The sequence below is a fragment of the Nitrospirota bacterium genome (assembly GCA_030684575.1).
In the GTDB taxonomy this organism is placed as follows: Bacteria; Nitrospirota; Nitrospiria; order Nitrospirales; family Nitrospiraceae; genus Palsa-1315.
In genome coordinates this window covers 91,338-103,063 of sequence record JAUXVD010000018.1, presented here as the reverse complement: position 1 = coordinate 103,063, position 11,726 = coordinate 91,338, and the positions used below count along the sequence as shown (strand labels likewise).

Sequence of the window (11,726 nt, the reverse complement as noted above, 5' to 3'; positions counted from 1 at the left end):
CGTCGCCGAGTTGGAAACAGCTTCCGACAGATGTTGCATGCCGGAAATTGTGTCGGCTACCACCGACCCGCCGTTCTTCGCGGTCTGCACCGTCTCTTGCGCCAGCGTCGCCGCCTTACCGGAATTCTGTGCGACCTGGCTCACCGTCGCATTCATTTCCTCCACCGCCGCAGCGGTCTGCGCGGCACGAGACGTCAGGGTATCGGTGCCCCTGGAGATTTCCTCCGCCGTGGCGGACAGTTCGACCGACGCGGAGGCGACCTTGTCGGTCACATGCGCAACTTTGCCGATCATCTTCTGTAATTTATCGATAAACTGATTGAAGAAGCCACCGAACTGGGCGATTTCATCGTTGCCCTCAGTCGGCACACGCTTCGTCAAATCGCCTTCGCCCTGCGCAATGTCCTTGGTGATAGTCGCCATGTGTGCCAGCGGCTTGAGGACAATGCTCCGGAGCAGCAGATAGGTTGCGACGACAAGGATCATGATAATTCCCAGCAGCAAACTGGCCGTGCTCATCAACGATTTGTCGGACGCAGCTTTGCCTTTCGTCATGTTCATCCCGACGCTGAGCACGCCCAGGACGTCCCCGACCTGTTTGTCGGTGTGACAACCGATGCAGGCTGTCGACGTCGCCTTGTCCGCCGATGCCCGGCGGAACGTGAGTACCCCATTCACCTCTTCGACGCGAGAGAAGACAGCGGCCCCGCCCATGACGGCCCGCACCGCCTCGGTCTCAAATGCGTCCTTCGGCGCATTGGCAGGGTTAATCGGAGTTTGGCTGATCATTTTAGCCGTAAACAGCCCGTTTTTATTGGCTTCCTCTCCCATTTCTCGTGTGGCGGTTGCCGGGAACGGAATCGCATCGGGGTTGTTTGCATGATCCTTGGCGATGACGATCTCGCTTCCGACCTTGCTCTTTTTTAATTTCCCGACATAATTCTGCGCAATGTAGGATCGGGTGATCTGAATCTGTGATTCCAACAGTTGTCCGCGCTGCTCCAGCATCCCGAATAATTTGTCCTGCTCCTGCTGATAAATAATCGCGAGCCCGACGAGTGAAATCATCGAGGCGAGCACCCCGATCGATATCGCAAACTTCGGTCCGATATTCATGCCCTTCAACAACGTACTCATAGTGCCTCCTACCCTCTCGATTGTGAATGAATCTGTCCGATCCCCCTGTGCCCCTTACACCATATTGAGAATTTCCCCCACGACCCCCGAGAGCGGAATGACCTTATCCGCGCAGCCTGCTTCCACCACCGCTTTCGGCATGCCATAGACGATGCAGGATTTTTCGTCCTGGGCGATGGTCCGGCCCTTGGCAGCCTTGATGGCCTTCATGCCTTCCAGGCCGTCGTGCCCCATGCCGGTCAGGATGACGCCGATACCCCGTTCTTCATAAACCAGGGCAACCGACTGCATCATGATGTCGGCAGAGGGAGCATGGAGATGCTGTTCGATGTTCGGGCTCAGCGCGATGACCGTACTCGTAATGGACCGGCGCTTGACCCGGCATTGGACTCCTCCAGGCGCGATCAAGATGCGGCCAGGCTTCACTTCATCCCCATCGGCCGCTTCCTTCACTTCGAGGCCGCAGAGCATGTTCATCCGATCGGCAAATGGTTTGGTGAAGGTTTTCGGCATATGTTGCACGATCACGATCCCCGCAGGAAAATCAGAGGGAAAGGCGGGAAGCACTTCGATCAACGCTTGAGGCCCTCCGGTCGAACAGCCGATAGCCACCACCCGCCTGCCTCGCGTGGCGTTGACCGAATGTGCGGTCAGCCCCATCGGACGAGGCTGGACGGCGGGACGGGAAGCCCCGTTCAGGGTACGAGCTCGCACTTTGCCACCCGCTTGGCTGGCGGCAACAATTTTGGCGATCAATTCGTCTTGAATGTCGTGGATCTTCATGGCCACGCCGTCGAGTTGCTTGGGAATGTAATCGACGGCGCCCAACTCCAAGGCCTTCAAGGTGTCGCCGGCGCCTTCGGTCGTGATGGAACTGACCATCAGCACGGGGACAGGATGTTCGGCCATGATGCGTTTGAGGGCTTCGATGCCGTTCATGCCCGGCATCTCGACATCCATGGTCACGACGTCCGGTTTCAGCTGATGCACGAGCTGCACCGCTTCTTCTCCGTTGCGCGCCATCCCGACGATCGCAATGCGCGGATCCTTCGTCAACATCGACGAGAGGCTCTTCCGCATAAATGTCGAATCGTCGACGATCAGGACTTGAATCGTTGTACCCATACCCATCGATTCCTTCCACCAGACTACACACAACCCGCGGTATCAGAGGCCGCATACGCTCGATTACAGGATGTACCGCATTAGTTTTTCTGCAAACATTTTCGGATCGAACTTCGTCACATAATCCGTGGCGCCGACTTGGCGCCCCTTGTCTTGATTGCAGGTTCCTGTCAACGAGGAATGTAAAATCACCGGAAGATGCGCCAGTCTCGGATCCGCCCGGATATGCTTCGTCAAAGTGAATCCATCCATGTCCGGCATTTCGATATCGCTCAGGACCAGATGGATTCCTTGCGCTTGTGCCAGGCCTTCTTTGGACGCGACTTCCGCCAGTTCCTGCAGATAGTCCCAGGCCTCTTTCCCGGTCGTCGTCTGAATGAAAGGCACGCCGAGCTTTTCCAATGCCTTCCGGATCTGAGTCCTGGCGACGCTCGAATCGTCGGCAAACAACACGCATTTATTTTTGAGCTCCGGCATTGCGCGAAGCCCCGCAAATACTTCGTCGTCTGGACGCGGGCAGATATCGCTGAGCGTTTTCTCGACGTCGAGGATCAACACCATGCGGCCGTTGTCCAGCATCGTGACGGCGGTCACCGCCCCTTTATTATTTTCACGAACCAACGCCGGGGGGGTCTTGATCTGCGACCAGGACGTGCGAATGATCCGGTCGACGGCCGCGACATGAAAGGCCTGTAAGCTCCCGTTATATTCGGTGATGATGAGAATGCCGTTCTCTTTGGCTTCGAGGTTGGTGAGATCGACTTCATGTTCACCGAGGCCGAGGCTACGTTTGAGCGCGATGACCGGCACCATCGTCCCGCGGATATTGGCCATGCCGACGACGCGGTTGTCCGCCTCAGGAACGCGCGTGAGCTCCGGCAACTTCATCACTTCACGGACTTTGAAGACGTTGATCCCGAAGAGCTCGTTGGTCCCCAGGTGGAATAGCAACAGTTCCATCTGATTGGCGCCGGCGAGCCTGGTCCGAGCATCGATTTCGTTAATGAGTGTGGGCATCTGCGACTCCTTATCCTCAGTGACACATGCCGGAACTAGGCCGCGACTGCGACGGCCTGGTGCCAGGCATGAGCATTCTCGACCAACTCGGAAATATCCAGGATCAAGACGACTTTGCCGTCCCCGGTGATGGTGGCGCCTGAAATACCCTTGATGCTGTCCAGATATTCCCAAATCGACTTGATCACCACTTCTTCTTGCGACCGGAGTTCATCGACCACGACGCCGATCCGCCGGTCGCCCAAGGCCGTCACGACGACATTGAACCGTTCGCGGTTGGGGTCGACGGGAATATCGAATTCTTGCGCGAGACGGAGCAACGGCAAGACGCGATCGCGCAGGTGCAGAACTTCGCGCCCATTGATGGTCTTGATGTCCGACTTGGTAATCCGGACGGCCTCGATGACGGAGCTCAGCGGAATGGCAAAGGTGGCACGCTCCACTTCGACCATCAGCGCTTGAATGATCGCAATGGTCAGCGGAAGCTTGATGGTGATGAGACTGCCTTTCCCCTGCTCGGACTCGATCTCCACGGTGCCATTCATCTTGCGGATGTTGGTCCTGACGACGTCCATCCCCACACCGCGTCCGGACACGTCGGTCACGTTTTCCGCCGTACTGAACCCCGGCAAGAAAATCAGGTTCACGACTTCACGAGGTTCCATGGCGGACAATTCGGCTTCACTCACCAATCCCTTGGAGAGCGCCTTGGCCTTCACTTTGTCGATGGGGATGCCTTTGCCGTCGTCCTGAATCCGAATGACGATGCTGTTGCCTTCCTGACTGGCTGCGATGCGCAAGACCCCTTCGACCGGCTTGTTTCGTTCATGCCGTTCCGTCGGCATTTCGATGCCATGGTCAATGGCATTTCGCACCAAGTGAACCAAGGGATCGCCGATTTCATCGGCGACGGACTTATCGAGTTCCGTCTCTTCTCCGTGCGTCTCCAGTCGGACTTGCTTCCCGAGTTTCTGCGAGAGGTCGCGCACCAGTCGCGGCAACTTGGCGAGCACTTTCTTGATCGGGAGCATCCTGGTTTTCATGACGGCCAGCTGGAGGTCCGTCGTCACGAGGTTCAATTGGGTGAGCGTCTCACCCAGGGCGCGTACTTGAGGATCCGACTCATGGGTTTCGTCGAGAACCCCGCCGATCTTGATCAGGCGATTTCGCCCTAAGACGAGTTCGCCGACGAGATTCATCACCGAATCCAACCGGCGGGTCTCGACTCTGATCGTTTGGTCTTCGTCAGCCGACTTTCCGGGCTTGTCCTGTTTGTGCAACGCCTGGTCGAGTGCGCGCTCGGAGATGACTTTGGCCTGAATGAGCAATTCTCCAAGGGCTTGCTTCGGCTCCGGCTGTTTCTGCTGCTGGGTTAAGGCATCGAACACCTGTTCCTTCGACGCCAAGCCATCATGCACGAGGATCTCGCCGATCGTCTGAGGTGGTGAGGCCGGTGCCACCGGATCCTGGGTTGGGGTCGCGGCGGGTGATGGAGCAGGAGCGGCCATGGACGACTGCGCTGCGGGCGCTGACCCTTCAAATTTCCCGGCTAAGACCTCGTCGAGCTTCTTGGCCATCTCCTCTGTCGGCACATTGGTATCGGTGCCTGTGGCGCGAATATCGTGCATCAGGGCCTTGACCACGTCGACGGCTTCCAGAATGACGTTAATGATCGAGGGGATGACCGCCATTTCCCCCTGTCGCATTTTATTGAGAATACTCTCGCCCCGATGCGTCACATCCACGAGATGATTGAATCCCAGGAAACCGGCTCCGCCTTTCATGCTGTGCATGGCACGGAATATTTCGTTCAAGAGGTCAGCGTTATTCGGGTCGGCCTCCAGGGCAAGGAATCGCTGATCGAGCACATCGATCATCTCCGTCGACTCGGTTAAAAAGTCGTTGAGAATTTCCTTCATCTCATCTGCTTCTTCGCTCATAACACCCTCCGGGTGAGGCTCGCGGCATGAAGCAACGGGTCATTGGCAAGCGGACGGAATGTCATGTTCCTGGTCCCTTCCATAACCCCTCGCCTTTCCTCTCGAGCCGTCTGCATTCAGTTAAATCCGTATTGCTTCAGAATTTCATCTGCCAAGTCCTGCTTCATGGACGAGTTCTTGGTCGCGGAAAGTTGCTTCAGCATCTCAGAGGCTTTGCCGGCTTCGGCCATGCCGGCGCCTTTGGTGTACGGCCCAAAAACCACCACCATTTCGAGTAGCTTGTGCTCCACGTCGTCGATGATCGTCACCAATTTATTCACGCTCTGCGCGACCAGATCCTGGAACGACAAGGCCGTGAGGATGTCCATCAGCGGCTTATTGTCGGCGGCGAGTGTCGCGCGAATCGCCGTGATCTTCGACGCGACAGTGGCGGGATCAGAGCTGGCCAACCCGTTCACGAGTGCCTCGAATTGGATGTTCGCACGCTTCCGGTTCTCTTCGATCGCTTCGACCAGCTGCATGATTTTATGGGTGCCGTCTTCCGTCAGTTTGCGAAGATCTTTCAGATGCGCCGTGGCGTCTGGGAGCTGCTCCGCCGTCGCGCTCATCGGTGCGGAGAACTGGGAGATGGTCTTGATGGTCTTATCGATAAAGTGGGTCAGCTCTCCGATCTTCTCGACCAGCTGTGTGTCCCCGGACTCCTCCTCGTCGAGGTCTCGATCGCTGGAGGACTCTTCTGGGACGGACCTTCCTGCTGCATCGCGCATGATCATGAACGCGGCCCTTCCTATTTATTGAAGATTTTATTGATCTTTTCTTGCATCGTTTCCGCCGTAAACGGCTTCACGACGTAGTTATTGACGCCGGCCTGGATCGCCTCGATCAAATTTTCCTTTTGGGCTTCGGCCGTGACCATGAGCACGGGTATATGTTTGAGTGTGTCATCCGCACGGATCGCACGAAGCATCTCAATCCCCGGCATCACCGGCATATTCCAATCGGACACGACGAACCCGAACGGTTCGGCGCGGAGCTTGGTGAGCGCCTCCTGCCCGTTCTCGGCCTCTTCCATATTGGTAAATCCGAGCTGCTTCAGAATATTTTTCACGATCCTCCGCATGGTGGACATATCGTCCACGACGAGAATCTTCATGTTCAGATCTGCCGGCATATCGCAACCTCCTTAGACTTTTTGATAGACGACGGAACGGCCTGTCTGCATAGTCCGAAATAGGCTTCCCATGTTCGTGATCGACTCCGAGAATCCGATCACGAGATATCCGTTCTGCTTGAGCGAGCCATGAAGGTCCGTGACGATTTGCGATTTAGCTTTATCGTCGAAATAGATCAGACAATTCCGGCAAAAGACGGTGTCGATGCCTCGAACCAGCTTTAACCGTGGGCGATCGTACAGATTGAGATTCATGAATTTGACTCGCCCCTTGACCGCCGCCGTCAGTTCGAAGTGCCCCTTCTGTTCCACGAAATATTTTCGCTTCAGCATGTTCGGCACATGGCGCAGCGTATGCGCTTCATAAATGCCGGACCTCGCCTGCGTCAGGACTGCGTCGTTGATATCCGTCGCCAGAATCTCGATGTTCCAGCCGGCAAGCGAAGGATGTTCGAGCAGCATGATGGCGAGGGTGTAGGGCTCATCGCCCGTCGAACAGGCCGCGCTCCAAATGCGAATCTGCTTAGAGGATTTATTCGTCTCCATCAATGTAGGCACGATGGTTTTGATGAAATTTTCCAGCTGCGGGATATCGCGATAGAAATACGTTTCATTCGTGGTAATGAGATCGTAAAACGAGGACAGCTCTTTATCCCGATAGGTATCGAACCTCAGATAGTGGTAGTAGTCTTCATAGGTTGCCAGCTTGTGTTCCTTGAGCCGTGGCAGCAGCCGGCTTTCCAGCAAATACTTCTGGTTGTCTTGAAAGGAGATACCGGTCTGCTCATAGATGAAGGCGCGAAACTGCTTGTAGGTCTCGTCGCTCATGACGAGCGACAATTGCTTGGCAGCCTGCTTGGTCAGAGCCTGGTTCATCCTGTCCTTCTCTTGTTGACCGAGACCTTGGGCGCGTCGATACCCTCGGTGCTCTCGGCATAGGCCATACCGCACGTGACGCAGACGGAGGAGCCGGAGGTCCGTGCTCGCTACGCCTGTTGAGAGCGACTGTGCATCCATTCATGGATGTCGCGACGGAGGAAGCGCCAATGCTTCCCGATTTTCGACGCCGGCAACTCACCGACACGCGCAAGCTTGTAGACGGTGGACTTGGGCACCCGGAGAAACCGGGCCACGTCCAGGACCGTCAAGATCTCGCCGTCCGCCGAAACCATTCCGTTCACAGGGAACGTCGTTGTTGTTGAGGCTGCATCATTCATAGTGAATTGGTTATCGGTGCTGCCAATAGAAAACTTGAGTACCCGATGCCGGTCATTGCCACGCGACAGCATTCGTCTTGAGCTGCGTATATGGAGGAGACTTGATAGGAGGCCGGCGCTTATGTTTCACACGAAACAGCCGAATAAGGACTACGGACTTACACGAACCAATAGGAAACTGTCTCAATGGCCACCATCGTCTCTATCGCGTCGGGCAAAGGAGGAGTCGGTAAAAGTGTAATTGCAGCCAATGTAGCGTTGCTCTTAGCCAAACAAGGCAAGCGCGTCATGCTGGTCGACCTCGATATCGGCGGCGCAGACATGCATATTTTGTTCGGACTCTTGAATCCTCCACTCACCCTGACGGATTTTCTCAGCCGCCGGGTCGAACGGCTCGCGGACGTCGCACAGGCGCTTCCGGTCCACCCAGGCCTCACATTGATTCCCGGGACAGGCGACACGCTCGCGACCGCGAACATGCCGTATGCCAAAAAGAAACGACTCATTCGTCATTTACGGGAGCTTGAGACCGATGTCGTCGTCGTGGATATCGGAGCAGGGACGAGTTATCACGCGCTGGATTTCTTCTTGATGGCGGATCACCATGTCACGATCGCCACACCCGATCCCACCTCGGTGCTGGATCTCTATCGCTTCATCAAGCTCGCCGCGATCCGTCGCGTCCTATCCTCCTTCCTCTCACGGGATGCGATAGCTGACGCGCTGTCGGATCGCGATTTTTCCAGCGTCGAAGAGGTGCTCGAAGTCGCGGGCCAGACCAACGTAGCCGGGCGAGCCGTTGCTGAAGCGACCCTCCGGACATTTCACCCGGCCCTCATTCTCAATCGAGTGACCGGTCGCTCCCGCGTCAACACCTCCGTGCTGAAAAAACTGCTCACGCAATATATCGGGGCTTCGCTGACCTTACTGGGTGAGATCCCCGACGACCCCGCAATAGGGCGAGCCGTTCGAGGCTATCTGCCGGTCGTCGATTCCGAGCCGAGCTCTCCAGCCGCAGTGGCGCTCAAAGTCACTGCCGACGCGTTGGCCCTCCATATGGAGGCGTCACGGCGGGCACAAGAAGACCTTGCCCAAGCCACTCTTGCAGCAGGACTCCTCGTCAGCTCGTATGATTGCGGCGTGCGCGCAATCGCTCAGCCTGTGTCTGTAGAATGTGGCGGATGAGATGTTCCTGATCGGTGGGAGAGAGGGACACAAATTCGGTCGCGATGTCGAAGCCCCGCCCATCTTTGGTCGCAATCGAACGAATGACCCGTGCCGTGGCCTCAATCGGCGTGAATGGCGGCAGCACCACTTTAACACTTAATTGGTCCTCGGCGGCAAAACACCGCGGAGAGACAAAACCGATGCCCCCGCCGCTCAGATTGACATCGGCGATCTGGGCGATGGGCACTCCGCCAGGATGCATCTGCGCAAGCGTCTTGACGATCACCTCCAGCAGCCAATCGACTTTCATCATCCAGGGGAGTAACGGCGAATGCGCCAGTTGTTCTCCCTGTTGCGCAAAGAAATCGGCTGCCGGCTTGTGCATGGCCTCCGCAATCGCCTGGTCGCTGACTGGGGGCATCCCAGGTATGGAGGACTCCTCCTGCTCGGTGATAAGCCGATATTCCAGCAGGACACGATCGTCGATTCGAAGCCATTCACGCCGTTCGTCTGATTGTGGCATCTTGGCTTGCACAGATGGTGGCATTGTCGATGATCCTCTCAACCGCGTTGTGCTCGACATGACGTGGCGCGGTTGACATCTGTCGATCTGATGATCTGACGATTTATTGATTGATCGGATATTCTAGCCATTCTACAGACCGTCGGATCAACAGATTCCTGAATGGTTTCACGCACAGGCGCAGTTGTCCGTCGTATGAATCACCACTCTATTCCGCCCGCGATTCTTGGATTCGTAGAGTGCCGCATCGGCTGCGGCCATCCATTCGGGCACCGTACCGATTGTTTTGTCCGGGATCTGTGCAATGCCGACGCTGACCGTGATCCTCACCGATCCTCCGTCCACGTCGAATGTATGCTGTTCGATCTGATCCCGCAGCCGTTCTGCAAGCACCGCGGCACGGGCGAGATCGGTATGAGGCAGCACAATCCCGAACTCCTCGCCTCCGTACCGGCCCACTGAATCGGTATCCCGCACGGCGTCCTGCATGACCGTCGCCATTTCCGTCAACACCTGATCGCCTCCCAGATGCCCGAACAGATCGTTCACCTGCTTGAAATGATCCACATCGACTAAGATGAGACAGGCTGATGCACGATAGCGCATGCCGGCTTTGAGTTCTCGCGACAGGACGTCTTCGAGTGCCCGCCGGTTCAGGAGTCCGGTTAAGCCATCGCGCGAGGCTAATTCCTGCATCTGCTGATGGATGGCGGCATTGTGGAGTGCCAGCGAGAGCGACGTGCCGACCATGGACAATAGCTGAAGCTCGGACTCCGAAAAGATGCCCTGCTGCCGCTCGACATACAACAGCCCCTGGCTGTTCGGCGAGAAGGCCAGCGGGATGGTCATCTGCGCAGGCCGTTCGGATGCCGGGAGACCGCTCGACCATTGAAGCACCTGAGCCTGGGTCTGACACACCGGTGTCGCCTGCGCGTTGAATCGGCTGAGGAGGTGCGCGCGCACTCGTTGTTCTTGCGCCTCGTAGGCCGCCGTTCGAGACCATGTCCAGACACGATGGGGATCAGGCCGGCCGAGTCCGATGACATCCACCGGGACGAGCCCGGCAAGACCGTTGAACAGGGACCGTGCAATGGACTCGCTATTCAAGGGTCCCGCCAAGGCTTGTGTCAGGTGATTGAGCAGCGACAACTTGATATTCCATTGCCGAAGGACATCCCGCTCACCCGCCAAGGAGGCATTCACCTGTGCGAGTTGTCCGGAGAGGTCGCGCACGGCCTGAAAGGCCTGCCGATTAATGAGCCCCTTCTGCAGAGTATCCAGCACTCGTGTGTCTGGTGAGGGAACCGTCAGATAGTCGAATGCGCCGTCCCGCAGGCATCGCGCTACCTGTTCGGCGCCGAGGTCCGGTCCCATGAAGATGACACAGGCGTCGCACTGCACCGCGGCCAATCGGTTCAACAGCTCAAAGGCCGGCTCAGGCGCAGCGGTCACTTCGCAGAAAATTGCGTCGGGCGATGTCGCGTCGATTGCGGCGAGAAGTGCCGCTGGTCTGGTGAATCGACGGACGCGATTCCCCAATGCTTCGAGGCCTGTCCAGACCGATTTGCGCTGAAAGGCGGCATGTCCTACGACGAACAGGCAGGGCCTTCGATCCTCTTCCTTGGCAGGCGTGATGGCGCGAACGGAAATGGGATCGGCGTGATCGGAACTTGCCTTTCTACTCATATCGGACGCTCCTTGTCCTGTTGATGCAATCCTCCCGATAGCGAATCCGTTCGGGATGGTTCGTGCTGTGCTCTCGCTTCCGGCGAAATCGACACCCGATCCTCCGCCTCTGCAACGTCTCTATCTTCGTCAGACGATCGGACCGCCGGCCCCGGCAAGATCCTCTGATAGGTGCGAACCAGATTGTGGATCTGGCTGAATTCAATGCCCATGGTTCTTTCTACGGCGTTCGTGACAGCTGCGCGAGAGAAGGGCAGAAGACTGAAGGCTGAAGTGTTCCGAGATTCGATCCCAAACCTTCAGCCTTCGGACTTCAGCCATCCAACCGCCTCGACCTGCGCTCACTCACCCTCGCGCGCTGAGAAACTCCACAGCGTTCGACATCCCGGATGCGGCATACCCACTCACGGCTCGACCACCGGCGCTCATATGCGCCAAAGTATCTTGCGTTTGCCCCATCCACTGCTGAATCAGCTCGCGATTCTGCTCGGCACGAACCAAGGCCTGTCTCATGGCATCGGCCAGACTGTCCCATGCCTGATCTTCGCCCGGTAACATGGGCCGCCCCGCGAGTTGAGCGGACACCTGGGCCAACCGAATCAGCGCCTGATCGATTGCCTGTACCGATGCTTCCAAACCATCCAGGTCTTGACTGGCAATCGAGGCCTGGCTCTGTTCCAACTGCACCATAAATGCGCGATATTGTGCTTCGAGACTCTGCAACGACATCATCGTCTACCTCT

General features: G+C 57.0%; 12 protein-coding genes. 1 reads left to right on the top strand and 11 read right to left on the bottom strand.

Annotated elements, in window-relative coordinates; all coding sequences use genetic code 11:
* The 8 genes from Q8N00_13450 to Q8N00_13415 all read right to left on the bottom strand — a co-directional run.
* On the bottom strand, nucleotides 1–1,137 hold a 1,137-nt coding region (locus tag Q8N00_13450; protein ID MDP2383798.1), incomplete at its 3' end, for a methyl-accepting chemotaxis protein.
* A gap of 54 nt (nucleotides 1,138–1,191) precedes the next feature.
* Nucleotides 1,192–2,262 (bottom strand): chemotaxis response regulator protein-glutamate methylesterase, encoded by a 1,071-nt coding sequence (locus Q8N00_13445; protein MDP2383797.1) that lies wholly within the window; start codon nucleotides 2,260–2,262, stop codon nucleotides 1,192–1,194.
* A gap of 63 nt (nucleotides 2,263–2,325) precedes the next feature.
* A complete protein-coding gene (locus Q8N00_13440) occupies nucleotides 2,326–3,279 on the bottom strand; it encodes a chemotaxis protein (protein ID MDP2383796.1) in 954 nt (317 codons plus the stop codon).
* A 35-nt stretch (nucleotides 3,280–3,314) separates the two neighbouring features.
* Nucleotides 3,315–5,219 (bottom strand): chemotaxis protein CheA, encoded by a 1,905-nt coding sequence (locus tag Q8N00_13435; protein MDP2383795.1) that lies wholly within the window; start codon nucleotides 5,217–5,219, stop codon nucleotides 3,315–3,317.
* 116 nt (nucleotides 5,220–5,335) lie between these two features.
* Nucleotides 5,336–5,992 (bottom strand): protein phosphatase CheZ, encoded by a 657-nt coding sequence (locus Q8N00_13430; protein ID MDP2383794.1) that lies wholly within the window; start codon nucleotides 5,990–5,992, stop codon nucleotides 5,336–5,338.
* A 14-nt stretch (nucleotides 5,993–6,006) separates the two neighbouring features.
* Nucleotides 6,007–6,390, bottom strand: coding sequence for a chemotaxis response regulator CheY (gene cheY / locus Q8N00_13425; protein ID MDP2383793.1), 384 nt, complete (start codon nucleotides 6,388–6,390; stop codon nucleotides 6,007–6,009).
* A gap of 12 nt (nucleotides 6,391–6,402) precedes the next feature.
* Entirely contained in the window at nucleotides 6,403–7,266 is an 864-nt protein-coding gene (locus tag Q8N00_13420) for a protein-glutamate O-methyltransferase CheR (GenBank protein ID MDP2383792.1), read from the bottom strand.
* A gap of 110 nt (nucleotides 7,267–7,376) precedes the next feature.
* Nucleotides 7,377–7,562 (bottom strand): helix-turn-helix domain-containing protein, encoded by a 186-nt coding sequence (locus tag Q8N00_13415; protein ID MDP2383791.1) that lies wholly within the window; start codon nucleotides 7,560–7,562, stop codon nucleotides 7,377–7,379.
* 231 nt (nucleotides 7,563–7,793) lie between these two features.
* Here Q8N00_13415 and Q8N00_13410 point away from each other — a divergent pair, with 231 nt between their 5' ends.
* A complete protein-coding gene (locus Q8N00_13410; protein ID MDP2383790.1) occupies nucleotides 7,794–8,792 on the top strand; it encodes a P-loop NTPase in 999 nt (332 codons plus the stop codon).
* Here Q8N00_13410 and Q8N00_13405 read toward each other — a convergent pair.
* The 3 genes from Q8N00_13405 to Q8N00_13395 form a co-directional block, all read right to left on the bottom strand.
* Complete coding sequence (locus Q8N00_13405; protein MDP2383789.1) at nucleotides 8,728–9,321, bottom strand: PilZ domain-containing protein; 594 nt, start codon at nucleotides 9,319–9,321, stop codon at nucleotides 8,728–8,730. The two genes, Q8N00_13410 and Q8N00_13405, sit on opposite strands and share 65 nt — an antisense overlap.
* Nucleotides 9,322–9,465: 144 nt before the next feature.
* Nucleotides 9,466–10,983 (bottom strand): diguanylate cyclase, encoded by a 1,518-nt coding sequence (locus Q8N00_13400; GenBank protein MDP2383788.1) that lies wholly within the window; start codon nucleotides 10,981–10,983, stop codon nucleotides 9,466–9,468.
* Between the two features lie 345 nt (nucleotides 10,984–11,328).
* Entirely contained in the window at nucleotides 11,329–11,715 is a 387-nt protein-coding gene (locus Q8N00_13395) for a hypothetical protein (protein MDP2383787.1), read from the bottom strand.
* Nucleotides 11,716–11,726 lie beyond the last annotated feature (11 nt).

What these genes read in the sequence shown, in the direction of transcription:
- Q8N00_13445 (MDP2383797.1), bottom strand. Translation starts at nt 2,262, where the DNA reads ATGGGTACAACGATTCAAGTCCTGATCGTCGACGATTCGACATTTATG.
- Q8N00_13440 (MDP2383796.1), bottom strand. Translation starts at nt 3,279, where the DNA reads ATGCCCACACTCATTAACGAAATCGATGCTCGGACCAGGCTCGCCGGC.
- Q8N00_13435 (MDP2383795.1), bottom strand. Translation starts at nt 5,219, where the DNA reads ATGAGCGAAGAAGCAGATGAGATGAAGGAAATTCTCAACGACTTTTTA.
- Q8N00_13430 (MDP2383794.1), bottom strand. Translation starts at nt 5,992, where the DNA reads ATGATCATGCGCGATGCAGCAGGAAGGTCCGTCCCAGAAGAGTCCTCC.
- cheY (MDP2383793.1), bottom strand. Translation starts at nt 6,390, where the DNA reads ATGCCGGCAGATCTGAACATGAAGATTCTCGTCGTGGACGATATGTCC.
- Q8N00_13420 (MDP2383792.1), bottom strand. Translation starts at nt 7,266, where the DNA reads ATGAACCAGGCTCTGACCAAGCAGGCTGCCAAGCAATTGTCGCTCGTC.
- Q8N00_13415 (MDP2383791.1), bottom strand. Translation starts at nt 7,562, where the DNA reads ATGGTTTCGGCGGACGGCGAGATCTTGACGGTCCTGGACGTGGCCCGG.
- Q8N00_13410 (MDP2383790.1), top strand. Translation starts at nt 7,794, where the DNA reads ATGGCCACCATCGTCTCTATCGCGTCGGGCAAAGGAGGAGTCGGTAAA.
- Q8N00_13405 (MDP2383789.1), bottom strand. Translation starts at nt 9,321, where the DNA reads ATGCCACCATCTGTGCAAGCCAAGATGCCACAATCAGACGAACGGCGT.
- Q8N00_13400 (MDP2383788.1), bottom strand. Translation starts at nt 10,983, where the DNA reads ATGAGTAGAAAGGCAAGTTCCGATCACGCCGATCCCATTTCCGTTCGC.
- Q8N00_13395 (MDP2383787.1), bottom strand. Translation starts at nt 11,715, where the DNA reads ATGATGTCGTTGCAGAGTCTCGAAGCACAATATCGCGCATTTATGGTG.